The organism is Sinomonas atrocyanea (assembly GCF_030812675.1).
Classification (GTDB): Bacteria; Actinomycetota; Actinomycetes; order Actinomycetales; family Micrococcaceae; genus Sinomonas; species Sinomonas atrocyanea_B.
This window is the reverse complement of the sequence record NZ_JAUSTE010000022.1, coordinates 1-26,195: the sequence shown is the minus strand read 5'-3', so window position 1 is coordinate 26,195 and position 26,195 is coordinate 1. Positions and strand designations below refer to the sequence as shown.

Genomic DNA, 26,195 nt, shown 5'->3' with positions numbered 1-26,195 from the left:
GCGAGACGAAGTTCGCCAAGACCTACGCCGAGCACCAGGGCTACGTGGCCCAGTACGAGCAGTGGTGCACCGCCAACCCGGGCAAGTGCCAGTGACCGCAGGGCCGGGTGCCGGAGGGCCGGAGGCGGCGGCCCGTGCCGCCGTCCTCGGCCACCCCATCGGCCACTCGAAGTCGCCGGCGCTCCACCTGGCGGCCTACCGCGCCCTCGGCATCGACATGGAGTACGGCTCCTTCGACCTCACCGAGGAGCAGCTCCCGGCCTTCGCGGCGCGCGTGCGCCGCGAACCGGGCTGGCGTGGCCTGTCGGTCACGATGCCGCTCAAGGCCGCCTTCGTGCCGCTCGTGGACCGGGTCGAGGGGCTCGCCGCCGAGCTCGGCGTGCTCAACACCGTGGTCGTCGAGCCCTCGGCCGCGGGCACGGTCCTCGTAGGCCACAACACGGACGTCCTCGGGATCACCGAGTCCTTCCGCCACGCCGGCATGGAGTCCGTGCACCGTCCTGTGGTCGTCGGCGCCGGCAACACGGCGCTGGCGTCGGTCGCCGCCCTCGCCCGGCTCGGCGCCCGGCGCGTCGAGTTCCTCGTGCGCGACGCCTCCCGCTCCGGCGAGGCCGCGGCGCTGGCCACGAGGCTCGGCCTCCAGGTGGCAGTCTCCCCGCTCGACGGGGGAGCCGCGCGCCTCGCTGCGGCAGACGCCGTCGTCAGCACCCTGCCGCCGCGGGCCGCAGACGGGCTCGCGGCAGAGCTGGCCACGGTCCCCGCGGACGACGGCGGCGCGCACGTGCTGCTCGACGTCGCCTACGATCCGTGGCCCAGCAGGCTCGCCGCGGCGTGGGAGGGGCGCGGAGGGCACGTCCTGCACGGACTCGAGATGCTCGTCTACCAGGCGGTCGAGCAGATCGTGCTGTTCACCGGGCGCCAGGACGCCCGGTCGCGGGCCGTCATAGATGTGATGTGCGCCTCAGTAGGCGTACCCCAGCGCACGGCATAGCGCCGCCGCGTGGCAGGATTGATGTCATGTTGCGTTGGTTGACGGCCGGTGAGTCTCATGGCCCGGCACTCGTAGGCATCCTCGAGGGACTCCCGGCCGGCGTCGCCCTCACGAGCGAGGACATCCGCCAGGCCCTCGCGCGCCGCCGCCTGGGCTACGGCCGCGGCGCGCGCATGAAGTTCGAGGCCGACGAGGTCACCATCCTCGGCGGGGTGCGGCACGGCAGGACCCAGGGCGGCCCCGTGGCGATCCAGGTCGGCAACACGGAATGGCCCAAGTGGGAGCAGATCATGGCCTCCGACCCGGTCGACCCCGCGGAGCTCGAGGGCCAGGCACGCAACGCCCCGCTGACCCGGCCGCGCCCGGGCCACGCAGACTTCACCGGCATGCAGAAGTACGGCTTCGACGAGGCCCGCCCGGTCCTGGAGAGGGCCTCGGCCCGCGAGACGGCGGCGCGCGTAGCCCTGGGCACCGCAGCGGCGGCGTTCCTCGCCGAGCTCGGGATCGACCTCGTGAGCCACACGACTCAGATCGCCGGGGTCGCCGTCCCCGAGGGCGCCCCGCTCCCGCAGCCCGCCGACGTCGGCGCGCTCGACGCCGACCCGCTGCGCTGCTTCCACGCGGAGACCTCCGAGGCCATGGTCGCCGAGGTGGACGCCGCCCACAAGGAGGGCGAGACCCTCGGCGGCGTCGTCGAGGTCCTCGCGTACGGCCTTCCCCCGGGCCTCGGCAGCTACGTCCACTGGGACCGCCGGCTCGACGCGCGCCTCGCCGGTGCGCTCATGGGCATCCAGGCGATCAAGGGCGTGGAGGTCGGCGACGGATTCCGCACAGCTGCCCGGCGCGGCTCCGCGGCGCACGACGAGATCGTGCGCGAGCCGAATGGGAAGATCGTCCGGTCCACCAACCGGGCCGGCGGCATCGAGGGCGGGATGAGCATCGGCGACGTCCTGCGCGTGCGCGCCGCGATGAAGCCCATCGCCACCGTCCCGCGGGCCCTCCGTACCGTCGACGTGGCCACGGGCGAGGCCGCCAAGGCCCACCACCAGCGCTCGGACGTCTGCGCGGTCCCCGCCGCGGGCGTCGTCGCCGAGGCCATGGTCGCGCTCGTGCTCGCGCAGGCCGTCCTCGAGAAGTTCGGCGGCGACTCCGTCGCGGAGACGCGCCGCAACCTCGAGTCGTTCCTCGCCTCGATCCCGGCAGCGCTCGACTCGGTGGCGGGATGACCGCGGCCGGCGGCCGGCCGGACCGCCCCATCGTGCTGTTCGGCCCGATGGCCTCGGGCAAGAGTTCGGTGGGAGCGGCCCTCGCCGAGCTGCTCGGCGCACGCTTCCTCGACACCGACGCCCTGGTCGTGGCACAGCACGGGCCCATCCCGGAGATCTTCGCCGCGCACGGCGAGGAGGCCTTCCGGCAGGCGGAGGCGGACGTCATCGCACAGGTCCTCGCGCAGCGGCATCCCGGAGGCCTCGTGCTGGCCCTCGGGGGAGGGTCGGTGCTGCGGGCGGAGACCCGGGCACTGCTCGCCGACGTGCACCGCGTGTACCTGCGGGCCTCGTGGGACGACGTCGCCCCGCGGCTGGTCGGCAGCGCGGACCGGCCGCTCCTGCACGGCGATGCCGAGAACAGCTGGAAGGCGCTCATGGACCGCCGACGTCCCGTCTTCGAGGACCTCGCGACGCTGAGCGTGGACACAGGCCAGAACACTGCGGCCGAGGTTGCCGCCCTGATTGCAGGCACGATCGCGGCCGGGAGCCGCCGCGCCACCGAGGGAGTCATCGCATGAGCAGCGACGCTGCGGTCATCAAGGTCACGGGCAGCACGCCCGCCGAGAACTACGACGTGGTCGTCGGGCACGGCCTGCTCGACCGGCTCGCCCCGGCCCTCGGCGAGCGCGTCCGCCGCGTGCTCGTGATCCACCCGCGGGCCCTGCGGGCCACGGGCGACGCCGTCCGCGCGTCGCTCGAGGCCGACGGGTTCACCGCCCTCACGGCCGAGATCCCCGACGCCGAGGAGGGGAAGCACATCCAGGTCGCCGCGTTCTGCTGGCAGGTCCTGGGGCAGAACGACTTCACCCGCTCGGACGCCATCGTCTCGGTGGGCGGGGGAGCGGTGACCGACGTGGCCGGCTTCGTCGCGGCGACCTGGCTGCGCGGCGTCCGCGTGGTGCACCTGCCCACGAGCCTGCTCGCCATGGTCGACGCCGCGGTGGGCGGCAAGACGGGGATCAACACCGCGGAGGGAAAGAACCTCGTCGGCGTCTTCCACCCGCCGGCCGCCGTGCTCGCAGACCTCGACGCCCTCGCGACGCTGCCCCGCAACGAACTGCTCACTGGCATGGCGGAGGCGGTCAAGTGCGGGTTCATCGCGGACCCCACGATCCTGGACCTCATCGAGAAGGACCCCGAGGCGGTCGCCGATCCCGCCTCGGACGTGGTGCGCGAGCTGATCGAGCGGTCCATCGCGGTCAAGGCCAAGGTCGTCTCGGCGGACTTCAAGGAGGCAGGCCTGCGCGAGGTGCTCAACTACGGCCACACCCTGGGCCACGCGATCGAGCTCGCCGAGCGCTACGCATGGCGGCACGGCGCCGCGGTGAGCGTGGGCATGATGTTCGCCGCCGAGCTGGCCCGCAGCGTGGGCCGGCTCGACGACGCGACCGCCGACCGCCACCGGAGCATCCTGACCTCCCTCGGGCTCCCCACCACGTACCGCGGGGACCGCTGGCAGGCGCTCCTGGACGGCATGCGGCGGGACAAGAAGGCCCGCGGCGACCTCCTGCGCTTCGTGGTGCTCGACGACGTCGCCAAGCCCGGGATCCTCGAGGTCCCCGACGCGTCGCTGCTGTTCGCCGCCTACCAGGAGATCGCGCAGGGAGCCGCAGAATGATCAGCGACCGCCGCGAGTGGCCGGACGCGGGCTTCCCGGGCGTTGCGGTCAACCCGGAGACCTTGGACACAGAGGTCGTCGACGAGGAACGCTGCACCGCGGCCCTGGCGGCCAGCACGGATCCCCGCGACCGTGCGCTCGTCGAGCTCGCCCGGGGGCATGTGAGCGCGGCGGCGGAGATCCTCGTGGAGGCCCGCTACGCCGATCCCGAGTCCTTCCGGCTCAAGGTGCTCGAACTCGACGTGCTGCGGGCCGGCAACCGCAACGACCGCGCCGTGGAGCGCGCCCAGCAGCTCCTGGCCGAGTCGAAGGGCACCCCCAACGAGGCGATGGTCCTGCAGTACCTGGGCAAGATCCAGTTCTCCCGCGGGAACTACGCCGCGGCGGAGAAGGCCTTCTCCCAGGCGCTCGACCTCAGGGTCGCCGCGTCGGCCGATGCGAGCCTCATCTACTCCTCGACGGTGGCCCTCGGCCGGGCCCGCGAGCTGCGCAGCCGCGAGCAGTGACGGGCCGGGGGGCGCGCTCTGGTTAGAATGGTCTGCGGATTTGACGAGACGAACGCAACGAGAGGCGCCACGTGGCAACCACCAACGACATCAAGAACGGCACCGTGCTGAACCTGGACGGCCAGCTGTGGAACGTCATCGAGTTCCAGCACGTGAAGCCGGGCAAGGGCGGTGCGTTCGTGCGTACCAAGCTGCGCAACGTGCTCTCCGGCAAGGTCGTCGACAGGACCTTCAACGCCGGCACCAAGATCGACACCGCCACGGTGGACCGCCGTGACTTCCAGTACCTGTACAAGGACGGCGCCGACTTCGTCTTCATGGACACCGACACCTACGACCAGATCACGGTCGCGGGCGAGACGGTCGGCAATGCCGCGAACTTCATGCTCGAGAACCAGACGGTGCTCATCGCGCTGCACGAGGGCAACCCGCTCTACGTCGAGCTCCCGCCGAGCGTGACCCTCGAGATCACCTACACCGAGCCGGGCCTGCAGGGCGACCGCTCGTCCGCGGGCACCAAGCCCGCCACGGTGGAGACCGGCTACGAGATCCAGGTGCCGCTCTTCCTCGAGACCGGGACCAAGGTCAAGGTCGACACCCGCGACGGCGGCTACCTGGGACGTGTCAACGACTAGTGAGCGCCCGTGGAAAGGCCCGTGCGCGGGCCCTCGACATCCTCTTCGAGGCGGAGCAGCGCGGTGTCCCGGCTTCGGTGGCCATCCAGGGCCGCCGGGACCGCACCGAGCAGGTGATCAACCCCTACACCGTCGAGATCGTCGACGGCGTGACGGTCCGGCAGTCCCAGATCGATGAGATCCTGCGGACCTACGCGCAGGGGTGGACGCTCGAGCGCATGCCCGCGGTCGACCGCATCATCCTCCGCATCGGCCTGTGGGAGCTGCTCTTCAACGACGACGTCCCCGACGCCGTCGCCGTGAGCGAGGCCGTGGCCTTGGCCCGCACCATGTCCACCGACGAGTCTCCGAGCTTCGTCAACGGACTCCTCGGCCGACTCCAGGAGCTCAAGCCGACCCTGCTCGCCTGAGGCACCTCAGCGAGGCGGCCGCCCCCGGTTCACCGCCGTGGGCGGCCGCTCCCCGTTAAAGCCGCGGGCGGCCGCCCGACATCCCGAGGAGCGCATCGCGTTCGCGTCCGATCCGGTCCAGGAGCTCCTGCTGGGACGCGGCATAGCCGCGCACGTCCCGTCCGCTGAGCGCGCGCTGGCGCGCCGCCGCGAGGTCCGTCGCGGTGCGGATGAACGCCCGCATCGCGGTGCCCCGCCCCAGCCCCGTAGCCCACTTCAGGCCCGCGCTGCGGCCCCGCGGGGTCGCGAGCATCTCGACTTCGAGGGGCGAGAACCAGCCGGCCTGGGCGTACTCGAGCAGCCGCTCATGCGTGAGCCGCGCCTCGGCGCGCCGCAGGAAGTACACCCCCACCGTCGCGGCGCCGAACAGCGGGATCTGGACCAGCACGTACAGGAAGAAGAAGTCTTCCCCGCCGCTGTTCCAGATGTTGTGCAGGAGCATCGCCGGCGCCAGGCCCACCAGGAACGCCCCGACCACGAGCCCCGGGCTCCAGCGCCGCGCCGCGAGCCCCATCACCAGGCCGAGCGTTCCGGTGAACATGGCGTGGGCGAATGGGGACAGGACCCCGCGCATCGTGAAGACGACGGCCAGCGACGCGGCGGATCCGGAGGTCTCGCTGAAGAGCCGGCCGAAGTAGAGGATGTTCTCGGTGAACGCGAACCCCGCGGCGATCGTCATGCCGTAGACGATCCCGTCCACCGGCCCGTCGACGTATTTCCGGGCCGCGAGCATGAGGATGAGCAGGCCCAGGCCCTTCGCGCTCTCCTCCACCATCGGCGCCTCGACCGTGGCCAGGAAGCGCATGGTCTGGGCGGCGCCGGAGCGTGGGCCGAACGCGTCGAGGAACACGGGCTGGACCAGCGTGGTCGCCGCGACTGACATCACGGCGCCCCAGACCAGGGCCAGGACGATCAGGCGCCTCGGCTCCGGCTCCCACCGGTCCACGGCGAAGACAGCCAACAGCACGATAGCCAGGGGGAACAGCGAGAGCAGGAAGCCCACCAGCAGCCCGGAGCTCCCGGTGGCGCGCAGCAGGAAGGGCACCACCACGGCAAGCGCCGCAAGCAGCGCCGCGCCCCCGCCGACGACCACCGCGAGCGCCCCGCGACCCAGGCGCGGCCCGCGCGGAGGCGGCACCGCCAGGGGCGGCAACGCCCCGCCCAGCGCACCCGTCGGCCCGGGCGCCCGGACCGCCTCCGGGGCGGGCGCGGGGGGATTCGGGGCAGATTCCGGCGCCTGCCGGGGGCGGGGCGGCGGGACGTAGCTGCCGGGCTCGGGCTGCTGCCATCGCGGCCGCTCGTTGCTCCTCATGGCCCAAGGCTAGCGCCGCGCCGCGGCCTCCCGCCCGGCGGCGCGGGAGCGCGCGTGACGGCGGGCACACCCGCCGCCGGCAGCGGCGGGGCCTGTGATAGCTTGGATCGACAGTTTTCCTCATTTAATTCCGTCCTGTGAGGCGGGGAAAGGGGTCTGCTGTGGCACCTGCCTCTGCAGAAGAGCGCAGCGTGAGTGCCGGGCGGGTTGTCCTCTCAGGGGGCGACATCGACCGGGCGCTGACACGCATCGCGCACGAAATCCTCGAAGCCAACCGCGGCCCCGAGGGGCTGGTCCTCCTCGGCATCCCGCGCCGGGGCTACCCGCTCGCGGTCCGGCTCGCGGCGAAGCTCGCCGCCGCCGATCCCGGCGTGGACCCCGCCGCCGTCGTCGGCCAGCTCGACATCACGATGTTCCGCGACGACCTCTCGCGCCAGCCCACCCGTCCGCCGGCCCGCACAATCCTCCCGGCCGGAGGCATCGACGACAAGGTCGTCGTGCTCGTCGACGACGTGCTGTTCTCGGGCCGGACGATCCGCGCCGCCCTCGATGCCCTCGTGGACCTCGGCAGGCCCCGCTCCGTGCGCCTGGCGGTCCTGGTCGACCGCGGCCACCGCGAACTGCCGATCCGCGCCGACCACGTCGGCAAGAACCTGCCGACGTCCCGCGCGGAGAAGGTCCGCGTGCGCCTCGCAGAGGTCGACGTCGGGTCCGGCTTCCCCGAGGACCTCGTGGCCATCGAGGGCCCCGAGGAGGCGGCCCGGTGAAGCACCTGCTGTCGACGAAGGACCTCTCCGCCGAGGACGCGATCCGCATCCTCGACACCGCCGAGGAGATGAGCGCGGTCAACTCGCGCGAGGTCAAGAAGCTGCCCGCCCTGCGCGGGCGCACCGTGGTGAACCTGTTCTTCGAGGACTCCACCCGCACGCGCATCTCGTTCGAGGCGGCCGCCAAGCGGCTCTCCGCGGACGTGATCAACTTCGCGGCCAAGGGCTCGTCCGTCTCGAAGGGCGAGTCGCTCAAGGACACGGCCCAGACCCTCGAGGCCATCGGTGCCGACGCCGTCGTCCTCCGCCACTCGGCCTCCGGCGCGGCCCACCGGCTCGCGGTGACCGACTGGATCAGTGCCGCCGTGGTCAACGCGGGGGACGGGACCCACGAGCACCCGACCCAGGCGCTGCTCGATGCGTTCACGCTGAGGCGGCACCTCTCGCGCCTCGCCGGCACTTCCTCCGCGGGGGCCGACCTCGCCGGCGCGCGCGTCCTCATCGTCGGCGACATCCTCCACTCGCGCGTCGCCCGCTCGGACGTGTGGCTCCTGGCCACCCTCGGGGCGCACGTGACCCTCGTCGCCCCGCCGACGCTCCTGCCGATCGGCGTCGACGGCTGGCCGTGCGAGGTCACCTACGACCTCGACGAGGCCATCGCCTCGCGCCCGGACGCCATCATGATGCTGCGCGTCCAGGCTGAGCGCATGAACGCCTCCTACTTCCCCTCCACGGGCGAGTACTCCCGCCGCTGGGGCCTCGGCGACGAGCGTTTTGCCCGCCTGTCCGCGCTCGGGCTGAAGGACACCGTCATCCTGCACCCCGGACCGATGGTGCGCGGGCTCGAGATCTCCTCGGCCGCCGCGGACTCGGAACGGTCCCAGGTCCTCAAGCAGGTCGCCAACGGGGTCTCCGTGCGCATGGCCGTGCTCTACCTGCTGATGTCCGGCGGATCCGCGGAGTACCCCGTGGCCGCCCCCGAGCTGAAGGAGACAGCCTCATGACGGCTTCGCCGCGCTACCTCGTCCGGGGGGCCGCACTGTACGGCGAGACCCCGGCAGACCTCCTCGTCGCCGACGGCGTGATCGCCGCCGTGGGCTCCGGCCTCGATGCCGCCGGCGCCACCGTGGTCGACGCCGACGGCCTGGTCGCGCTGCCCGGGCTCGTGGACGTCCACACCCACCTGCGGGAGCCTGGCCGCGAGGACGCGGAGACGGTCGAGACGGGCTCGAAGGCGGCCGCCCTCGGCGGCTACACCGCCGTGCACGCGATGGCCAACTCCAACCCCGTCGCCGACACCGCCGGAGTCGTCGAGCAGGTCGCCCACCTCGGACGCCGCGCCGGGTGGGCGGACGTGCGGCCCGTCGGGGCCGTGACCGTGGGCCTGAAGGGGGAGCGGCTTGCCGAGCTCGGCGCGATGGCCGAGTCCGCCGCGGCCGTGCGGATGTTCTCCGACGACGGCATGTGCGTCCACGACCCGGTCCTCATGCGCCGGGCCCTCGAGTACGTCAAGGCCTTCGACGGTGTGGTCGCCCAGCACGCCCAGGAGCCGCGGCTGACCGCGGGCGCCCAGATGAACGAGGGCGCCGTGTCCTCGGTCCTCGGCCTCCCGGGCTGGCCGGCCGTCGCCGAGGAGAGCATCATCGCCCGCGACGTCCTGCTTGCCCAGCACGTGGGATCGCGCCTGCACGTCTGCCACGTCTCCACCGCGGGGTCCGTGGACATCATCCGCTGGGCCAAGGCCCGCGGCATCGATGTGACCGCCGAGGTCACCCCGCACCACCTGATGCTCACCGACGAGCTCGTGCGCACCTACGACCCGGTCTACAAGGTCAACCCGCCGCTGCGGACGCACGACGACGTCGAGGCGCTGCGCACGGCCCTCGCCGACGGCACGATCGACGTCGTCGGGACCGACCACGCCCCGCACCCGAGCGAGCACAAGGAGTGCGAGTGGGTGCAGGCGGCGATGGGCATGACGGGGCTCGAGACGGCACTCTCGGTGGTCCAGCTCGCGATGGTCGAGACCGGCCTGATGGGCTGGCGCGACGTGGCCCGCGCGATGTCGGAGGCACCGGCGAGGATCGGCCGGGACAGCGACCACGGCCGCCCCCTCGCCGAGGGCGAACCGGCCCACCTGGTGCTCGTCGACCCCGCCGCCCGCTGGACCGTCGACCCCGCGGCCCAGGCGACGAAGGGCCGCAACTCGCCCTTCGCCGGCCGGGAACTGCCCGGCCGGGTCGTCGCGACGTTCTACGCCGGCCACCCGACGGTGCTCGACGGCGCGCTCACCACCCCGCACCCGGCCTTCGCCGGCGCCCACCCGGGGGAGCGCTGATGGACCGCCTCGGACCAGGCCTGGCGATGCTGGCCCTCGCCGTGGTCCTCGCCGCGCTTATGTGGGTCGGGTGGCGGGGCCGGCTCAGACGGCAGTCGGGCATCCCGGCTCCCCGCCCGGTCCCCGAGGACGCCGGCGCCGAGCGCCTCCGGTGCAGCGGCCAGTACGTCGCCACGACGACGGCGGGCGACTGGCTCGACCGGGTGGCGGCCCACGGCCTCGGCGTGCGCACCGGGGCGGACGCGGTGGTCCTGGACGACGGCCTGGTCTTCGACCGAGCAGGATCCAGCCACTTCTTCATCCCGCGCGAGGACCTGCGGGAGGTGGGCCTCGCCTCCGGCATGGCCGGGAAGTTCGTCGAGAAGGACGGCCTCGTCGTCGTCGGCTGGCTCCTCGGGGGGACCGCCGTCGACACGGGGTTCCGCCCCCGCTACGCCGAAGAGAAGAACGCCCTCGTGGCAGCAATCGAGAATGTGATGGGTTCCGCGGCCGGAAGCGCCGCGGGTCAGGGAAAGAGTGAGCAGTGACTGAGAACGCCACCAGCGGGCCAGAAGCAGGGACAGCGGCAGCCGCAGGCGCCCCGGCGCAGGGCACCAGGACGCGGCAGCCCGCCGTCCTCGTGCTCGAGGACGGCACGATGTTCCGCGGCCACAGCTACGGGACCGTGGGCACGACCTTCGGGGAGGCCGTCTTCGCGACGGGCATGACCGGATACCAGGAGACGATCACCGATCCCTCCTACGCCCGGCAGATCGTCGTCCAGACCGCACCCCACATCGGCAACACCGGAGTGAACAGCGAGGACGCCGAGTCCCGCCGCATCTGGGTGGCCGGCTACGTGGTCCGCGACCCCGCGCGACGCCCCTCGAACTGGCGCAGCGAGCGCAGCCTGGACGAGGAGCTCGAGGCCCAGGGGATCGTGGGCATCCAGGGAGTCGACACCCGCGCAATCACCCGCCACCTGCGCGAGCACAAGACCATGCGCGCCGCGATCTTCTCGGGCGACGCCGCGCGCCGCCCCGAGCAGGAGCTCCTCGAGGCCGTCCGCGCGAGCGCACCCATGGAGGGCGCCCGCCTGGCCGAGGAGGTCAGCGTCGACGCCGCGTACACGGTCGAGCCGTCCGAGCACGGCTGGGAGGGCGAGCCCCGCTTCACGATCGCGGCGGTCGACCTCGGCATCAAGGCCATGACGCCGCACCGCTTCGCCGAGCGCGGGGTCCGGGTGCACGTGCTGCCCGCCACCGCGGCCATCGAGGACGTGCGGGCGGTCGACCCCGACGGGTTCTTCATGTCCAACGGCCCCGGCGACCCCGCCACCGCGGACGCCCAGGTGCGCCTGCTGCGCTCGGTCCTCGACGAGAAGCTGCCCTACTTCGGCATCTGCTTCGGCAACCAGATCCTCGGCCGGGCCCTCGGCTTCGGGACCTACAAGCTGCGCTACGGCCACCGCGGCATCAACCAGCCGGTCATCGACCGCCGCACGGGCAAGGTGGAGATCACGAGCCAGAACCACGGCTTCGCCGTGGACGCCCCGCTCGAGGGCGCCACCACCGCGCCGGAGGAGCGCTACGGCCGCGTCGAGGTCTCCCACCTCAGCCTCAACGACCAGGTCGTCGAGGGCCTCGCCTGCCTCGACATCCCGGCGTTCTCCGTCCAGTACCACCCCGAGGCCGCGGCCGGCCCGCACGACGCCGCGTACCTGTTCGACCGCTTCATCGCGCTGATGGAGTCGGCGTCCGCGAGCACCAAGACCCCCGAGACCGAGGAAGCGAAGTAATGCCCAAGCGCACAGACCTGAAGAGCGTCCTGGTCATCGGCTCCGGGCCGATCGTGATCGGCCAGGCGGCCGAGTTCGACTACTCCGGCACGCAGGCCATCCGGGTGCTCAAGGAGGAGGGCCTGCGGGTCATCCTCGTCAACTCGAACCCGGCCACGATCATGACCGACCCGGAGCTCGCCGACGCGACCTACGTCGAGCCGATCACCCCGGACGTCGTCGAGAAGATCATCGCCAAGGAGCGCCCGGACGCGGTCCTGCCGACCCTGGGCGGCCAGACCGCGCTCAACACCGCGATCGCGCTGGACAAGAACGGCGTCCTCGAGAAGTACGGCGTCGAGCTCATCGGCGCGAACATCGCCGCGATCGAGCTCGGCGAGGACCGCGAGAAGTTCAAGGGCGTGGTCGAGCGCTGCGGTGCGGAGAGCGCCCGCAGCCACATCGTCCACACCATGGACGAGGCGCTCACCGCCGTCGAGGACCTCGGCTACCCCGTCGTCGTCCGCCCCTCCTTCACGATGGGCGGCCTCGGCTCCGGGATGGCCTACAACGAGGAGGACCTGCACCGCATCGCCGGCGCGGGCCTGCAGTACAGCCCGACCACCGAGGTGCTCCTGGAGGAGAGCATCCTCGGCTGGAAGGAGTACGAGCTCGAGATGATGCGCGACAAGAACGACAACGTCGTCGTCGTGTGCTCGATCGAGAACTTCGACCCGGTCGGCGTCCACACCGGCGACTCGATCACCGTCGCCCCGGCGCTGACGCTCACCGACCGCGAGTACCAGAAGCTGCGCGACGTCGCGATCGCCGTCATCCGCGAGGTCGGCGTGGACACGGGCGGCTGCAACATCCAGTTCGCCGTCGATCCCGCCACCGGACGCGTCGTCGTGATCGAGATGAACCCGCGCGTCTCGCGCTCCTCGGCGCTGGCCTCCAAGGCCACCGGATTCGCGATCGCGAAGATCGCCACGAAGCTCTCGCTCGGATACACGCTCGACGAGATCCCTAACGACATCACGCAGAAGACCCCGGCGAGCTTCGAGCCGACGCTCGACTACGTGGTCGTGAAGGTTCCCCGCTTCGCGTTCGAGAAGTTCCCCGCCGCGGACCCCACCCTCACGACCACGATGAAGAGCGTGGGCGAGGCGATGGCCCTCGGCCGCAACTTCACCGAGGCCCTGCAGAAGGCACTCCGCTCGCTCGAGCAGAAAGGCGCCCAGCTCGACTTCTCCCCGGTCCCGGAGTACGAGGTCGCCGACCTCGTCGAGCAGGCCAAGCGCCCCACGACCCAGCGCCTGGCCCAGGTCCAGCGTGCCCTCCTCGGCGGCGCGAGCGTCGAGGAGCTGTTCGAGGCGACGAAGATCGACCCCTGGTTCCTCGACCAGCTCGCCCTCCTGAACGAGGTCGCCGCCGAGATCAAGGCCGCACCCGCCCTCACCGAGGACGTGCTCCGCCTGGCCAAGCGCCACGGCTTCTCGGACGAGCAGATCGGCGCCCTGACCCACTCGTCGGAGGCCGTGGTCCGCGGCGTCCGGCAGGCACTCGGCGTCCGCCCGGTCTACAAGACCGTGGACACGTGCGCGGCCGAGTTCGCCGCCTACACCCCGTACCACTACTCGTCCTACGACGAGGAGGACGAGGTCGAGCTCCACAAGAAGCCCTCGGTCGTCATCCTCGGGTCGGGCCCCAACCGCATCGGCCAGGGCATCGAGTTCGACTACTCGTGCGTGCACGCCACGATGGCGCTGCGCAAGGCGGGCTACGAGACCGTCATGGTCAACTGCAACCCGGAGACCGTCTCCACGGACTACGACATCTCCACGCGCCTGTACTTCGAGCCGCTCACGCTCGAGGACGTGCTCGAGGTCATCGCCGCGGAGGAGCGCACGGGCGGCGTCATCGGCGTGTTCGTCCAGCTCGGGGGCCAGACCCCCCTGAAGCTGGCCCAGCAGCTCGCCGACGCCGGGGTGCCGATCCTGGGCACCTCTCCCGAGGCGATCGACCTCGCCGAGCACCGCGGCGCGTTCGCGAAGGTGCTCGACGACGCCGGGCTCGTCGCGCCCAAGAACGGCACCGCCGTCTCCTTCGAGGAGGCCCGGCGGATCGCCAGCGAGATCGGCTACCCCGTCCTCGTGCGGCCCTCGTACGTCCTCGGCGGCCGCGGCATGGAGATCGTCTACGACGAGCCGAACCTGCGCCGGTACATCGACAACGCGACCGAGATCACCCCGGACCACCCGGTCCTGATCGACCGCTTCCTCGAGGACGCGATCGAGATCGACGTCGACGCACTCTACGACGGCACCGACCTGTACCTGGGCGGCATCATGGAGCACATCGAGGAGGCCGGCATCCACTCCGGCGACTCCGCGTGCGTGCTGCCCCCGGTCACCCTCGGCACCGACGTGGCCGAGCGCGTCCGGGCCGCCACCGAGGCGATCGCGGCGGGCGTGGGCGTCCGCGGGCTCATCAACATCCAGTTCGCCCTCGCCGCGGACGTGCTCTACGTGCTCGAGGCCAACCCCCGCGCCTCCCGCACGGTGCCGTTCGTCTCGAAGGCCACCGGGGTGCAGCTCGCCAAGGCCGCAGCCCTCATCGGCACCGGCGTGACGATCAAGCAGCTGCGCAGCGCGTACCGGATGCTGCCCGAGACCGGCGACGGCGCGGTGCTGCCCGACAGCGCACCGGTGGCCGTGAAGGAGGCCGTGCTCCCGTTCAGCCGCTTCCGCACGCCGTCGGGCACCGTGGTGGACAGCCTGCTCGGGCCGGAGATGCGCTCGACCGGCGAGGTCATGGGCATCGACAAGCACTTCGACACGGCCTTCGCCAAGAGCCAGGCGGCGGCGAACAGCTCGCTGCCGACCTCGGGCCGGGTCTTCGTCTCGGTGGCCAACCGGGACAAGCGCTCGATCATCATGGCGGTGAAGAAGCTCTCCGACCTCGGCTTCGAGATCCTCTCCACCGGCGGCACCGCCGCCGTGCTCAACCGCAACGGCATCGCCGCCACCGTGGTCCGCAAGGTCAGCGACGGCGGCGAGGGCACGATCGTGGACCTGATCAACGACGGCAAGGTCGACATGGTCTTCAATACGCCCTCGGGCGGCGCCGCGCGCGGCGACGGCTACGAGATCCGTGCCGCGGCCACCTCGGTCGGCAAGCCCTGCATCACGACGGTGGCGGAGTTCAACTTCGCCGTCCTCGCGATCGAGGCCATGCGCAGCTTCGAGTGGGACGTCACCAGCCTGCAGGAGCACGCCGCCTCGGTCCGCGGCGGCTCGGCCGCCCCGGCCGAGGAGGCCGCGGAGCCGGCCCGTGCCTGAGCCCACGGGGCGCCCTGCGGGCCGGGCGCCCTTCGGGGAGCGGCTCGTCGCGGCCATGGCCGCCAGGGGGCCGCTGTGCGTCGGCGTCGACCCCCACCCGTCGCTGCTGGCGGCGTGGGGGCTGACGGACGACGCCGAGGGCCTCCGCCGCTTCTCGGCGGCGGTCCTCGAGGGGGTCGCCGACGTCGCCGCGGCGCTCAAGCCGCAGGTGGCGCTCTACGAGCGCCATGGCTCGGCCGGCATCGCCGCGCTCGAGGAGCTCCTCGCGGCCTCGGCGGACGCCGGACTGCTCACGATCGCCGACGCCAAGCGCGGCGACATCGGGTCCACCATGGCGGCCTACGCCCAGGCCTGGCTGGGGGAGGGGTCCCCGCTCGCGGCGGACGCCGTCACCCTCAGCCCGTACCTCGGGTTCGAGTCGCTGCGGCCCGCCCTCGAGACCGCGGCGGAGACCGGCCGCGGCGTGTTCGTGCTCGCGCTGACCTCCAACCCCGAGGGCGCCTCGGTCCAGCACGTGGGCGGGGACTCCTCGGTGGCCCGGCGCGTCGTGGACGCCGCAGCGGCGGAGAACGGGCGGTACGCGGGCGCGCAGCGCGGCCACGGCTCGGTGGGCCTCGTCGTCGGGGCCACCGTCGGGGACGCGATCGGCCGCCTCGGCCTCGACCTTGCCGCGATGGGCGGCCCGATCCTCGCCCCGGGCCTCGGCGCCCAGGGGGCCACCCCGGCCGTCCTGAGGGAGACGTTCGGTCCGGCCTATCCCCGGGTGCTGGGGACGTCCAGCAGGGACATCCTCGCCGGCGGCCCCGAGCCGCGCGGCGTGCGGGCGCGCGCCGAGCGGACCCTCGAGGGCTTGCGGGCCTGACTCGCGCCGTCTACGTTCTAGGGGAGTCCGCGCGCCGCTGTGGCCGCGGGCTCCCGAGCGATCCGGGCGAGCACGGAGGCGGCGCAGTGGCCTTGGAACCCCTGACACCCGAGGAGAGGCGCGCGGCACTCGGGAAGGCCGTCGAGGCGCGCGGGATCCGCTCACGGGCCAAGGCCGCACTCCACTCGGGGGAGCTGACCGTCGAGGAGCTGCTCGCCCGGGCAGACCACGACGAGGCGCTGGCACGGCTGAAGGTCACCGAGATGCTCGAATGCCTGCGCGGCATCGGACCCGTGCGTGCCCAGGCAATCCTCGCCACGCTCGGCATCGCGCCGAGCCGCCGCCTCAGGGGCCTCGGCGTCCACCAGCGGCGCGCGCTGGTAGATTTTCTGGCAGGCTGAAGCATGCCCGGGGCGTCCCGGGCTCTGACGAAGGGACAGCGTGGAGCACGCACAGGACCAGACGGCCGCATCCGAGGCCGGGCACGGCGGGCTGACCGTCCTCGCAGGGCCCACCGCCGTGGGCAAGGGCACGGTCTCGACCTACATCCGGGACACCTACCCGGAGGTGTGGCTCTCCGTCTCGGCCACGACCCGGGCCCCGCGCGAGGGCGAGGTCGACGGCGTCCACTACTACTTCGTGGGCCCCACCGAGTTCGAGCGGCTCGTCGGCGAGGACGCATTCCTCGAGTGGGCCGTGGTCCACGGGCAGAACCGCTACGGGACGCTGCGCCGCACGGTTGAGGAGGCGATCGCTGCCGGCAAGCACGTCCTCCTCGAGATCGACCTCCAGGGCGCGCGGCAGGTCAAGGCGGCGATGCCGGACGCGCAGTTCGTGTTCCTGGCCCCTCCGAGCTGGGACGAAATGGTGCGCCGCCTGCGCGGCCGGGGCACCGAAACCGCCGAGGAACAGCAGCGCCGCCTCGAAACGGCTAAAATAGAGCTCGCTGCCGAGCCCGAGTTCGACGTCACCGTCGTCAACGACGACGTGAAGCGCGCGGCAGATGAGCTTGTGTCACTCATGGGACTGACGCCGCACGCCCGGCCCGCGTCGCGCTAGCGCGCCGGCCATCCGCTACGAAAGAGCATTGGAGACCCACTGTGTCCTCGACCCCCGAAGGCATCATCAACCCCCCGATCGACGACCTCCTGACGAAGTCCGACTCGAAGTACGGCCTCGTGATCTTCGGCGCGAAGCGTGCCCGCCAGATCAACGCCTACTACGCCCAGCTGCACGAGGGCCTCTTCGAGTACGTCGGCCCGCTCGTGGACACCCGGCTGAACGAGAAGCCGCTCTCCATCGCCCTGCGCGAGATCAACGACGGGCTGCTCGTCGCGACCCCCGCCGTCGAGGAAGAGCCTGCCGCCGAGTCCGAGGACCAGTAGCAGCAGGGACCAGGAGGAGGTCGGCCGCGTGCGCGTGGTCCTAGGCGTGGGCGGCGGCATCGCCGCCTACAAGGCGGCCCTGCTGCTGCGGCTGTTCACCGAGGCCGGGCACAGCGTCACCGCGGTGCCCACCGAGGCAGCGCTCAGCTTCGTCGGCAAGGCCACCTGGGAGGCCCTCTCGGGCAAGCCGGTGCGCACCGACGTCTTCGAGGCCGTCGAGACGGTCAACCACGTCCGCCTCGGCCACGACGCCGAGCTCGTGGTCGTGGCGCCCGCCACCGCCGACCTGCTCGCGCGTGCCGCGGGCGGCCATGCCGACGACCTCCTGACGAACACGCTCCTCATGGCACACTGCCCGGTGCTGCTCGCGCCGGCCATGCACACCGAGATGTGGCGGCATCCCGCGACCCGGGCCAACGTGGCGCTCCTGCGGGAACGGGGGGTGCACGTCCTGGAGCCTGCCGTCGGACGGCTCACCGGCGCCGACTCGGGCCCCGGCCGGCTCCCGGAGCCGGAGGAGATCTTCCGCGCTGCCCTCGCCCTCGTGGACGGGCCTTCCGCGTCCGACGCCGGCCCCCGCCCGGGCGCCCCCGGCACCGACCGCCCCGCCGGCCCCCTGACCGGCCGGCGCGTCGTCGTCTCCGCGGGAGGCACCCGCGAGCCTCTCGACCCGGTCCGCTTCCTCGGGAACCGGTCCTCCGGCAAGCAGGGCGCCGCCCTCGCCCGGGCGGCCCTCGCCGCGGGCGCCGACGTCACGCTCGTCGCAGCCCACATGGACGTCGCGCCGCCCGAGGGCGCGCGGGTCGTCAGCGTCGGCTCGGCCCTCGAGCTGCGTGAGGCCATGCTCGCCGAGGCGCCGGGCGCAGACGTCCTCATCATGGCCGCAGCGGTGGCCGACTTCCGGCCCTCCGAGCTGCAGCCCAGCAAGATCAAGAAGCGCGACGACGCCGCCGACCCGGTCATCACGCTCGTCCGAAACCCCGACGTCCTCGTGGAACTCGTGCAGCGGCGCAACGAGGCCGAGCCCGGCCAGCTGATCGTGGGCTTCGCCGCGGAGACCGGCGACGCCGCCTCGAGCGCGCTCGAGTACGGGATGGCCAAGCTCGCCCGCAAGGGCTGCGAACTGCTCGTGCTCAATGAGGTCGGCGCCGACGCGGCGGGCTCGGAGCGCGTCTTCGGCCAGGACAGCAACGCGGTCCTCATCCTCGCCCGCGACGGCGGCGCGCCCGAGCAGGCAGCGGGCAGCAAGGACGAGGTCGCGGCCGCCGTCGTGCGCCGGATCACGCGCGAGCTGGCGGCCCGCGCGCCCCAGTGGCGCGACGCAACCCAGTAGAGTGGACCAGTGACCCACGCTCCCGATCCCGGCACCACAGCCCTGCGCCTCTTCACGTCCGAATCCGTGACCGAGGGGCACCCCGACAAGATCTGCGACCAGATCAGCGACTCCATCCTCGACGCGCTCCTCGCGGCCGACCCGGAGTCAAAGGTTGCCGTCGAGACGATGGCCACCACGGGGCTGGTCCACGTCGCGGGCGAGGTCACCACCGACGCGTACGTCGAGATACCGCAGATCGTGCGCAACACCATCCTCGGCATCGGCTACGACTCGTCGGCCAACGGCTTCGACGGTGCCCGCTGCGGGGTGTCGGTCTCGATCGGCCAGCAGTCCTCGGACATCTTCGACGGCGTGTTCAACTCGCTCGAGGCCCGCGAGGGCACGATGGAGGACGAGTACGACCTCCAGGGCGCCGGCGACCAGGGCATCATGTTCGGCTACGCCTCCGACGAGACCGCCACCTACATGCCCACCCCGATCTGGCTTGCCCACCGCCTCTCCGAGCGCCTCACGGAGGTCCGCAAGAGCGGCGAGCTCGCGTACCTGCGCCCGGATGGCAAGACGCAGGCGACCGTGGGGTACGACGGCGACCGTCCCGTGAGCGTCGAGACCGTCGTCATCTCGAGCCAGCACGCCGAGGGCACCGACCTCGCCACGCTGCGCGCCGACCTTGCCGACCACGTCGTCAAGCCCGTGCTGGCCATGGCCGAGCTCGAGTCGGACCACGTGCGCAGCATCCTCAATCCTGCCGGGGCCTTCATCATCGGCGGCCCGGTCGGTGATGCCGGCCTGACCGGCCGCAAGATCATCGTGGACACCTACGGCGGGTTCGCCCGCCACGGCGGCGGCGCCTTCTCCGGCAAGGACCCGTCGAAGGTGGACCGCTCCGCTGCCTATGCGATGCGCTGGGTCGCGAAGAACGTCGTGGCCGCCGGCCTCGCACGGCGGGCCGAGATCCAGGTCGCCTACGCGATCGGCCAGGCGCGTCCCGTCGGCATCTACGTCGAGACCTTCGGCACCGAGAGCGTCGACCCGCTGCGCATCAGCGCCGCGGTGAGCGAGGTCTTCGACCTCCGGCCCCGGGCGATCATCGAGGCCCTTGACCTCAAGCGCCCCATCTACGCCAAGACGGCCGCGCACGGCCACTTCGGGCGCGAAGAGCCGGACTTCACCTGGGAGCGGCTCGACCGGGTCCAGGACCTGAAGGACTTCTTCGGGGCGTGAGCCGCGTCAGGCGCGGGCGATGAGCGCGAGCGAGCGGCCCACCGAGCCCGTCCAGCCGTCGCTGCTTACCGGCTTCCCGCTGCCCGAGCAGACCCCGCCGGGGCCGGGGCCGCGGCCGGCGTCCGAGCGCCCCGTGGCACGCGTGTGCGTCGAGTCCCCGCTGCCCCAGCTGGACCGCCTGTTCGACTACCTGGTCACCGAGGAGCTGGACACCGCGGCCGTCCCGGGCGTGCGCGTGAAGGTCCGGATCGCCGGCCGCGAGCACGTCGGGTTCCTGCTCGAGCGCCGGGACTCGTCCGACGCCGGCGTGCGGCTGGCTCCCCTGGGTGCGGTGCTCTCGCCGCTGCCTGTCCTCGCTCCCGAGGTCGCCGAGCTGGCGGGTGCCGTCGCGGAGCGCTGGGCCGGCGCCCTGGGCGATGTCCTGCGCTTTGCCGTGCCGCCGCGGGCCGTGAAGGTCGAGGCCGAGTTCGCCGCCCGCGTTGCCGAGGAGCCATGCCCTGCCCCTACCCGAGTGGACGGGGCGGATACTGCGACAGGATCGGGCCCCGCACCGGGCGGCAGCGCCGGTGGCTGGGCGGAGCTCACCCCCGGCGGCGCGTTCCTGCGCCACCTTGCCGCGGGCGGCAGCCCGCGGGCATCCCTGCAGACCGCCCACGGCTACGGCCCGGATGCCTGGCCCCACACCATCGCTGCGGCCGTGGCCGCCGCCCGTTCCTCGGGACGCGGCGCGCTCGTCGTGGTCCCCGACCGCCGGGACCTCGAGCGGGTCCAGGCGGCCCTCGAGGCCGCGGTCCCCGGCGAGAGGACAGTCCGCCTCTCCGCCGAGGACGGCCCGAGCGTACGCTCCCGGGCCTTCCTCGAACTCCTCACGGGCGGCGCCCGGATCGCGGTGGGCACCCGCGGCGCCGTGTTCGCGCCCGTGCAGGACCTCGGCCTCGTGGTCTGCTGGGACGACGGCGACGAGATGCACCTCGAGCCGCGGGCCCCCTACTTCCACGCCCGCGAGGTCCTGCTCCTGCGCGCGGAACAGGCCGGCTGCGCGGTGCTGCTCGCCGGCCATGCCGTCTCGGTGGAAGCCCAGCGGCTCGTCGAGTCGGGGTGGCTGCAGCGCATCGCTCCCGGCAGGGCGGCGCTTCGCGCCGCCACGCCCCGGATCACCAGCACGGCGGACAGCGTGGAATCCGCGCGCGACCCTCTCGCCCGCGTCGCGCGGCTGCCGCACGCGGCGTGGCACGCGGCCCGCGAGGCCCTGGCCGAGGGTCCGGTGCTCGTCCAGGTCGCCCGCGCGGGCTATGCCCCTTCGCTGGCCTGCGAGCGGTGCCGCGAGCCGGCGAGGTGCCGACAGTGTTCTGGGCCGCTCGCGGAGCAGCCCTCGGGGCGCGAGCGCCTCGTGGTCTGCCGATGGTGCGGGACCCCCGAGCTCGCCTTCGCCTGCCGCGTCTGCGGCTCCCACGCCCTGCGGCGCACCGCGATCGGGGCGCTCCGGACGGCAGAGGAGCTGGGGAGGGCCTTCCCCGGGGCAGTCGTCGTCACCTCGGCCGGCGACTCGGTCAAGTCCGAGGTCGCCGGCTCGCCAGCCCTGGTCGTCGCGACCGTCGGCGCCGAGCCGCTGGCCCCCGGCGGCTACGCGGCCGCACTGCTGCTCGACGGCGAGGCGCTCCTGCGCCGGGAGAGCCTGCGGGCGCCCGAGGAGGCCCTCCGCCGGTGGCTCAATGCGGCCGCACTCGTCCGGCCCGCCTCGGCCGGTGGCCGAGTGGTCATCACCGCGGGGGAGAGCGAGGCGCTGGCGGCGCTCGTGCGCTGGGACCCCGCGGGCTTCGCCTCGCGGGAGCTCGCCCAACGCCGCGAGCTGTCGCTGCCGCCCGCGGTGCGGACCGCCGCGGTCACCGGCGACATGGCCGACGTCGAGGCCTTCCTCGAGGTGGCACGCGGGGCCGTCTCACAGCCGGGGGTGCGCGTCGTGGGGCCGGTGGCCGGAGACCCCGCGCAGGCGCTGGTCTTCTTCCCGATCGCCGCCGGACCGGCCGTGTCCCATGGCCTGCACGCGGCGCGGATCTCGCTCGCCGTGCGCCGCACCGCCGGCCCGGTGACCGTCAGGGTCGACGCCCCTGATCTGCTCTGAGCTGACCTGTTCTGAGCGGGTCTCCTTCGGCCGGCCCTGTGCGCCCTGCGCTCAGGGCGTTCCGCGGCGCCGCGCGTGGGCCTCGATCGCCTCCTGGGCTGCCGCGAGCAGCGCGTCGGCGGACGCGTCCCAGCTGAACGTCGCCGCCTGGGTGCGTGCAGCGGCGGAGGCCGCCTCCCAGGCGCCGGGGGCCTCGAGCGCACGGACGGCGGCGGCGAACGCGGCGGGGGAGTCCGGGTCCACGTAGGACGTGCCCGCGCCCCCCACCTCGCGGAAGATCGGGATGTCGCTCGCGACCACGGGGGTGCCCAGGCTCATGGCCTCGACGAGGGGCAGCCCGTAGCCCTCGGACCGGGACAGGCTCACGAGCGCCGTCGTGCGCCGCAGGAGGGCCTCGTAGTCCTCCTCGGACACCCCGCCATGGAAGACGACCCGGGCCCCGGCCGGCACCAGGGACTCAAGCTCGGCGCGCCGCCCTGTGGAGACGCGGGAGAGGAGGTGCAGCTCGTAGTCCGGGAGGTGCTCCATGCCGGAGATGACAGTCTCGACGTTCTTGTACGGCATGAAGGAGCCCATGTAGAGCAGGGTCTTCTCGGCGCCGGCCTCGGCTCGCCTCGGCTCGCGGCCGCCCGGCGGGGCGTTGCCGACGATTCGGACGGGCCGGCGCGTGAGGCGCTTCTCCGACATGAGCCATCGTGTCGTGTGGCTGACGGTGGCGACCACATCGGCCCGGTTGAGCAGGACCCGCTGGGGCCAGTACGCCCGGTGGTAGAGGCGCCACAGCAGGCGGACAGGCGCGGGGAGGAACCCCGGCGGCTCGGGGTGCTCGTAGTAGATGAGGTCGTGCAGCGTCAGGATGAGCGGGTACCGCCGTCCCCACGAGCCCATCGTCTGCATGGGACAGAACACAACGTCCGGCCGGAGCCGGTTGACCTGGCCGGCGATGAACAGCTCCCGCGGGGACAGCGGGCTCGTGACCTTCACGTGGGGCACCGACGGCAGGAGCGCGAGCTGCCGGTCGTCGCTGATGAGCATCGCGACGTCGGCGCGGCGCGAGACCGCCTCGATCAGGCTCGCCCCGAACCGGCTGATGCCGTCGTGCTGGTCCGTGCGGGTGAAGCGGGCGTCGATGAGGATCCTCATGCCGTCCTCTCGGAGATGAACTCGGCGATCGCCGCCGCCGCGGGACCGGGCGTCTCGTAGTGGATGAGGTGCCCCACGCCCGGCACCACGGTCAGACGCGAGTCGCCGAGCCGGGCGTGGAACCGCCGCACATCGGGCAGCGCCGCGATCTCGTCCCGTTCGCCCGCCACCAGCAGCACGGGAAGGTGCAGCTGGTCCGCGACCTCCGCGGCGTCGTGGGAGATCGACGCGCGGAACGACTCCAGCAGGGAGGACCGCGTGGCGAACTCGCTGAAGTGCTCGCGGTGCTGCGCGTGGACGAACGCCCGGAGGCAGCCGTCGCGCGTCTTGGCCATGGCCTCGCTCATGAGGCGCACGACGGCGCGGCTGCGCAGCAGCGCCGTGCCGGGACGGGCGGGGAGGGCCGCGCCGCCCCAGTAGTAGAGCTCCGCCAGCCGGCTGAGGACGGCCTGCGGTCCCTCGAGCGCCGGTGCCGAGATCGGGTTGACGAGGACGAGCCGCTCGAAGCGGCCCGGGTGCCTGGCCATGAAGTGCGCCGCGACGATGGAGCCGAAGGAGTGTCCGAGCAGCACGGTGTCCGGCCCGAGGGCGAGCCCGTCGGCGAGGAAGGCGAGCCAGCGGACGTAGCCGTCGATCGAGTGCTCGCCCGCCAGGACGCCGGAGGCTCCGAAGCCGGGCAGGTCCGGCATGACGAACCGCACGTCCGGCAGGGCATCGACGATGCGCAGCAGGCCGTGGTGGGTGCCGCGGAAGCCGTGGACGGCCAGGACCGTCGGGGCGTCGGCGGCCGGCGGTGTGCCCGGCCGCCCCACCGGCTCGTACGTGAAGACGGCCGTGGGCGCGCCCGCGACGTCGACGGTGTCGCGCCGTTCGCGTGCGGCCAGCTGGTCGGACAGGAACGGCTCTGCGGCCAGGGTCATGGGGGTCATCTCCGTCTCAGTTGACGTCGTCCGGGTGGGAGCCGCTGCGGAAGCCCCGGTCGAGTGCGGCGATCCGGGCCATCTCCTCGTCGGTGAGCGCGAAGCCGAACACGTCCGCGTTCTCGCGGATCCGCTGCGGGCTGCTCGCCTTGGGAATGACGATGGTGCCCTCCTGCAGGTGCCAGCGGATCGTCGTCTGGGCCACGCTCACGCCGTGTGCCGCGGCGATCTCGCGCAGCACCGGGTCCTCGAGGATGTGCCCGCGTGCGAGCGGGGACCAGGCTTCGGTGGCGATGCCGAGCTCGCGGTGGAGCGCCCGCAGCTCGTGCTGCTGGAGCCACGGGTGCAGCTCGATCTGGTTCACGGCGGGGACCTCCCCGACGGCGTCGACCAGACGGCGGAGGTGCGCCGGCTGGAAGTTGCTCACGCCGACGGCACGGACCCTCCCGTCCTCGCGCAGCCGGACGAGTGCCCGGTAGGTGTCCACGTACAGGTCCCTGCGCGGGCACGGCCAGTGGATGAGGCACAGGTCCACGACGTCGAGCCCGAGTTCGGCCTGGCTGCAGTCGAAGGCCCGCAGGGCGGCGTCGTACCCCTGATCCGTGTTCCAGATCTTCGTGGTGACGAACAGCTCGCCGCGCTCGAGGCGGCCGGCGCGGGCGTGGGACATGGCCCGGCGGACGGCTCGGCCCACGCCGGCCTCGTTGCCGTACATCGCGGCGGTGTCGAGGCTCCGGTAACCGGCCGCGAGCGCGTCACCCGCCAGCCGCTCCGCATCTTCGGGGGGCACCTTGTACAGGCCGAACCCGAGCTGGGGGATGGCCACGCCGCGGGCAAGGGGGACCGTGGGGGACGCGATCATGGTCTCCACCCTACCGGCGCGCCCCGCCGGAGCGGCCGCACCGGACCCCGGACTAGGCATGCTCGGTCAGCAGTGCCCTGCCCGTCGCCTCGTCCACGATCAGGTCGGTGACGAGGCGCGCCTTGAGGGCGCCGCGCAGCGCCGCCGCCTTGGACGGGCCCGAGACGATGCACAGGCGGCGCGGGACCCTGCGCAGCGCCGCGAAGTCCGGGCCGGTGGCGCGGGCGTTGAGGCCGATCCCGTCCGAGGACCCGTCCTCGCGGAAGAAGACCGTGGCGACGTCCCCCACCACTCCCTGCGCGGCCAGGGACTCGAGGTCGTCGCGGTCGAGGTAGCCGCCGGAGTAGACGTGGCTGGGCACCTCGGCATCGACCGAGCCCACGCCGAAGACTGCGAGGGACATGCGCTCCTGCACCGCGAGGACGCGGCGCACGCTGCGCTCGCGCCACATCCACTCCTTGGTCTCGGGCCGGTCGAAGAACGCGGGGACCGGGAACTCCTCGACGTCCGCGTCGAAGGCCCTCCCGAAGCGCCGCATGATCTCGCTGGCGTAGCCCAGCCCCATCGTCTGGGTGTTGGCCGCGCCGTTGAGCTGGACCACGGTCGTGCCGTGGGTCGGCTTGCGGTTGAGGTAGCGGCTCATCGCACTGAGGGTCGAGCCCCATGCGATCCCGATGACCGTCCTCGAGGACACCAGGGGAGTCAGGGTGCGGGCGGCATACATGGCGACGCGGTCCAGGGTCTCCGCCTCGTTGAGGTTGTCGACCTGCGGAACCACGTGCACCGAAGAGGGGGCCATGCCGAACTGGGCCGCCACGGCCGTCTCGAGCTCGACCGCGGAATCGATCGGGCTGTGGATCTGGATCTGGACGAGCCCCGACTCGCGGGCGAGGGTGAGCAGGCGCGACACGGTCGAGCGCGAGGTGCGCAGCTGGCGCGCGATCCCGTCCATGGTGAGGTCCTGCAGGTAGTAGAGGCGGGCCGCGAGCAGGGCGTCCTGGTGCCGGCGCGAAATGGCCCCGGGTGAGCTTCGTCTCACATCCGGGCGGTACGGATCGGTCTCGGAGGGTCCCACGGCGGTCCTTTCTGCACGTTTGTGCAGACGGCTTGAACTTCTTTTGCAGCCCTTCAAAGAATAGCGGGAGCGCCACGCACAACCTAGGCCAAGGAGGTCCACGTGCCCCAGAACCACAACCCCGCCCAGCCCGCCCCCCGCACGGGGGTCGCGTCGCTCAAGGCCAGGCCCCACGCGAAGGTCCTGATCATCGGCGGCGGCATCAACGGCGTCGGCACCTTCCGCGATCTCGCCCTCCAGGGCGTCGACGTGGCCCTGGTCGAGCGCGGCGACTACTGCGACGGG

At 72.8% G+C, this 26,195-nt stretch carries 26 protein-coding genes; 21 read left to right on the top strand and 5 right to left on the bottom strand.

Annotated elements, in window-relative coordinates:
* Nucleotides 1–91: 91 nt before the first annotated feature.
* The 7 genes from J2W20_RS18745 (at nt 92) to nusB (ending at nt 5,428) form a co-directional block, all read left to right on the top strand.
* Entirely contained in the window at nt 92–991 is a 900-nt protein-coding gene (locus tag J2W20_RS18745) for a shikimate dehydrogenase (protein WP_307008639.1), read from the top strand.
* Nucleotides 992–1,017: 26 nt separating this feature from the next.
* The gene (gene aroC / locus J2W20_RS18740; RefSeq protein WP_307008637.1) at nt 1,018–2,217 is read left to right on the top strand and encodes a chorismate synthase; all 1,200 of its coding nucleotides are present in this window, start codon (nt 1,018–1,020) and stop codon (nt 2,215–2,217) included.
* Nucleotides 2,214–2,777: a shikimate kinase gene (locus tag J2W20_RS18735; protein ID WP_307008635.1), complete on the top strand. Its 564-nt coding sequence runs from the start codon at nt 2,214–2,216 to the stop codon at nt 2,775–2,777. Before aroC ends, J2W20_RS18735 begins: the two co-directional genes overlap by 4 nt.
* Nucleotides 2,774–3,877 carry a 3-dehydroquinate synthase gene (gene aroB / locus J2W20_RS18730; protein WP_307008633.1) on the top strand — a complete coding sequence of 368 codons (1,104 nt, stop codon included), beginning with the start codon at nt 2,774–2,776 and terminating at the stop codon, nt 3,875–3,877. The genes J2W20_RS18735 and aroB overlap by 4 nt, the downstream gene beginning before the upstream one ends.
* Entirely contained in the window at nt 3,874–4,383 is a 510-nt protein-coding gene (locus J2W20_RS18725) for a tetratricopeptide repeat protein (protein ID WP_307008630.1), read from the top strand. The genes aroB and J2W20_RS18725 overlap by 4 nt, the downstream gene beginning before the upstream one ends.
* A gap of 71 nt (nt 4,384–4,454) precedes the next feature.
* Entirely contained in the window at nt 4,455–5,018 is a 564-nt protein-coding gene (efp, locus tag J2W20_RS18720; RefSeq protein ID WP_307008628.1) for an elongation factor P, read from the top strand.
* Entirely contained in the window at nt 5,018–5,428 is a 411-nt protein-coding gene (nusB, locus tag J2W20_RS18715; RefSeq protein WP_307008627.1) for a transcription antitermination factor NusB, read from the top strand. Before efp ends, nusB begins: the two co-directional genes overlap by 1 nt.
* A 55-nt stretch (nt 5,429–5,483) precedes the next feature.
* On the opposite strand, the gene J2W20_RS18710 is transcribed toward nusB, so the two are convergent.
* Nucleotides 5,484–6,779, bottom strand: a complete 1,296-nt coding sequence (locus tag J2W20_RS18710) for a PrsW family intramembrane metalloprotease (RefSeq protein ID WP_307008625.1) — start codon at nt 6,777–6,779, stop codon at nt 5,484–5,486.
* Nucleotides 6,780–6,940: 161 nt separating this feature from the next.
* On the opposite strand from J2W20_RS18710, the gene pyrR reads away from it, so the two are divergent.
* The 13 genes from pyrR (at nt 6,941) to J2W20_RS18645 (ending at nt 21,910) form a co-directional block, all read left to right on the top strand.
* Nucleotides 6,941–7,546, top strand: a complete 606-nt coding sequence (pyrR, locus tag J2W20_RS18705) for a bifunctional pyr operon transcriptional regulator/uracil phosphoribosyltransferase PyrR (RefSeq protein ID WP_307008623.1) — start codon at nt 6,941–6,943, stop codon at nt 7,544–7,546.
* Nucleotides 7,543–8,550, top strand: a complete 1,008-nt coding sequence (locus J2W20_RS18700) for an aspartate carbamoyltransferase catalytic subunit (RefSeq protein WP_307008622.1) — start codon at nt 7,543–7,545, stop codon at nt 8,548–8,550. The genes pyrR and J2W20_RS18700 overlap by 4 nt, the downstream gene beginning before the upstream one ends.
* The gene (locus J2W20_RS18695) at nt 8,547–9,884 is read left to right on the top strand and encodes a dihydroorotase (RefSeq protein ID WP_307008620.1); all 1,338 of its coding nucleotides are present in this window, start codon (nt 8,547–8,549) and stop codon (nt 9,882–9,884) included. Before J2W20_RS18700 ends, J2W20_RS18695 begins: the two co-directional genes overlap by 4 nt.
* Nucleotides 9,884–10,411, top strand: coding sequence for a PH-like domain-containing protein (locus tag J2W20_RS18690; protein ID WP_307008619.1), 528 nt, complete (start codon nt 9,884–9,886; stop codon nt 10,409–10,411). The genes J2W20_RS18695 and J2W20_RS18690 overlap by 1 nt, the downstream gene beginning before the upstream one ends.
* Before the next feature lie 92 nt (nt 10,412–10,503).
* Entirely contained in the window at nt 10,504–11,661 is a 1,158-nt protein-coding gene (carA, locus tag J2W20_RS18685; protein WP_307008642.1) for a glutamine-hydrolyzing carbamoyl-phosphate synthase small subunit, read from the top strand.
* A complete protein-coding gene (gene carB / locus J2W20_RS18680; RefSeq protein WP_307008618.1) occupies nt 11,661–14,981 on the top strand; it encodes a carbamoyl-phosphate synthase large subunit in 3,321 nt (1,106 codons plus the stop codon). The genes carA and carB overlap by 1 nt, the downstream gene beginning before the upstream one ends.
* Nucleotides 14,974–15,843 (top strand): orotidine-5'-phosphate decarboxylase, encoded by an 870-nt coding sequence (pyrF, locus tag J2W20_RS18675; RefSeq protein ID WP_307008617.1) that lies wholly within the window; start codon nt 14,974–14,976, stop codon nt 15,841–15,843. The genes carB and pyrF overlap by 8 nt, the downstream gene beginning before the upstream one ends.
* 86 nt (nt 15,844–15,929) lie before the next feature.
* Nucleotides 15,930–16,244, top strand: coding sequence for an integration host factor, actinobacterial type (gene mihF, locus J2W20_RS18670; protein ID WP_307008615.1), 315 nt, complete (start codon nt 15,930–15,932; stop codon nt 16,242–16,244).
* 40 nt (nt 16,245–16,284) lie between these two features.
* On the top strand, nt 16,285–16,902 hold the full coding sequence (gene gmk / locus J2W20_RS18665) for a guanylate kinase (protein ID WP_307008613.1): 618 nt from the start codon (nt 16,285–16,287) through the stop codon (nt 16,900–16,902).
* Between the two features lie 41 nt (nt 16,903–16,943).
* The gene (rpoZ, locus tag J2W20_RS18660) at nt 16,944–17,228 is read left to right on the top strand and encodes a DNA-directed RNA polymerase subunit omega (RefSeq protein WP_307008611.1); all 285 of its coding nucleotides are present in this window, start codon (nt 16,944–16,946) and stop codon (nt 17,226–17,228) included.
* A gap of 28 nt (nt 17,229–17,256) precedes the next feature.
* On the top strand, nt 17,257–18,561 hold the full coding sequence (gene coaBC / locus J2W20_RS18655; protein WP_307008609.1) for a bifunctional phosphopantothenoylcysteine decarboxylase/phosphopantothenate--cysteine ligase CoaBC: 1,305 nt from the start codon (nt 17,257–17,259) through the stop codon (nt 18,559–18,561).
* Nucleotides 18,562–18,570: 9 nt separating this feature from the next.
* Entirely contained in the window at nt 18,571–19,788 is a 1,218-nt protein-coding gene (gene metK, locus J2W20_RS18650) for a methionine adenosyltransferase (RefSeq protein ID WP_307008607.1), read from the top strand.
* Between the two features lie 19 nt (nt 19,789–19,807).
* Entirely contained in the window at nt 19,808–21,910 is a 2,103-nt protein-coding gene (locus J2W20_RS18645; protein WP_307008605.1) for a primosomal protein N', read from the top strand.
* Between the two features lie 51 nt (nt 21,911–21,961).
* Here the strand turns inward: J2W20_RS18645 and J2W20_RS18640 are convergent, their stop codons facing one another.
* The 4 genes from J2W20_RS18640 to J2W20_RS18625 are packed head-to-tail and all read right to left on the bottom strand — an operon-like array spanning nt 21,962 to nt 25,850.
* Nucleotides 21,962–23,053: a glycosyltransferase family 4 protein gene (locus J2W20_RS18640; protein ID WP_307008603.1), complete on the bottom strand. Its 1,092-nt coding sequence runs from the start codon at nt 23,051–23,053 to the stop codon at nt 21,962–21,964.
* Nucleotides 23,050–23,982 (bottom strand): alpha/beta fold hydrolase, encoded by a 933-nt coding sequence (locus J2W20_RS18635; RefSeq protein ID WP_307008602.1) that lies wholly within the window; start codon nt 23,980–23,982, stop codon nt 23,050–23,052. The genes J2W20_RS18640 and J2W20_RS18635 overlap by 4 nt, the downstream gene beginning before the upstream one ends.
* A gap of 7 nt (nt 23,983–23,989) precedes the next feature.
* Nucleotides 23,990–24,835 (bottom strand): aldo/keto reductase, encoded by an 846-nt coding sequence (locus J2W20_RS18630; RefSeq protein ID WP_307008600.1) that lies wholly within the window; start codon nt 24,833–24,835, stop codon nt 23,990–23,992.
* Between the two features lie 52 nt (nt 24,836–24,887).
* Nucleotides 24,888–25,850, bottom strand: coding sequence for a sugar-binding transcriptional regulator (locus tag J2W20_RS18625; RefSeq protein WP_373458054.1), 963 nt, complete (start codon nt 25,848–25,850; stop codon nt 24,888–24,890).
* Nucleotides 25,851–26,012: 162 nt separating this feature from the next.
* Between J2W20_RS18625 and J2W20_RS18620 the strand changes: the two genes are divergently transcribed.
* On the top strand, nt 26,013–26,195 hold a 183-nt coding region (locus tag J2W20_RS18620; RefSeq protein ID WP_307008599.1), incomplete at its 3' end, for an FAD-dependent oxidoreductase.

Excerpts from the sequence above, each read along its gene's own strand:
- aroC (WP_307008637.1), top strand. The coding sequence starts at position 1,018 with ATGTTGCGTTGGTTGACGGCCGGTGAGTCTCATGGCCCGGCACTCGTA.
- J2W20_RS18735 (WP_307008635.1), top strand. The coding sequence starts at position 2,214 with ATGACCGCGGCCGGCGGCCGGCCGGACCGCCCCATCGTGCTGTTCGGC.
- aroB (WP_307008633.1), top strand. The coding sequence starts at position 2,774 with ATGAGCAGCGACGCTGCGGTCATCAAGGTCACGGGCAGCACGCCCGCC.
- J2W20_RS18725 (WP_307008630.1), top strand. The coding sequence starts at position 3,874 with ATGATCAGCGACCGCCGCGAGTGGCCGGACGCGGGCTTCCCGGGCGTT.
- J2W20_RS18710 (WP_307008625.1), bottom strand. The coding sequence starts at position 6,779 with ATGAGGAGCAACGAGCGGCCGCGATGGCAGCAGCCCGAGCCCGGCAGC.
- J2W20_RS18695 (WP_307008620.1), top strand. The coding sequence starts at position 8,547 with ATGACGGCTTCGCCGCGCTACCTCGTCCGGGGGGCCGCACTGTACGGC.
- J2W20_RS18690 (WP_307008619.1), top strand. The coding sequence starts at position 9,884 with ATGGACCGCCTCGGACCAGGCCTGGCGATGCTGGCCCTCGCCGTGGTC.
- carB (WP_307008618.1), top strand. The coding sequence starts at position 11,661 with ATGCCCAAGCGCACAGACCTGAAGAGCGTCCTGGTCATCGGCTCCGGG.
- J2W20_RS18645 (WP_307008605.1), top strand. The coding sequence starts at position 19,808 with ATGAGCGCGAGCGAGCGGCCCACCGAGCCCGTCCAGCCGTCGCTGCTT.
- J2W20_RS18640 (WP_307008603.1), bottom strand. The coding sequence starts at position 23,053 with ATGAGGATCCTCATCGACGCCCGCTTCACCCGCACGGACCAGCACGAC.
- J2W20_RS18635 (WP_307008602.1), bottom strand. The coding sequence starts at position 23,982 with ATGACCCCCATGACCCTGGCCGCAGAGCCGTTCCTGTCCGACCAGCTG.
- J2W20_RS18630 (WP_307008600.1), bottom strand. The coding sequence starts at position 24,835 with ATGATCGCGTCCCCCACGGTCCCCCTTGCCCGCGGCGTGGCCATCCCC.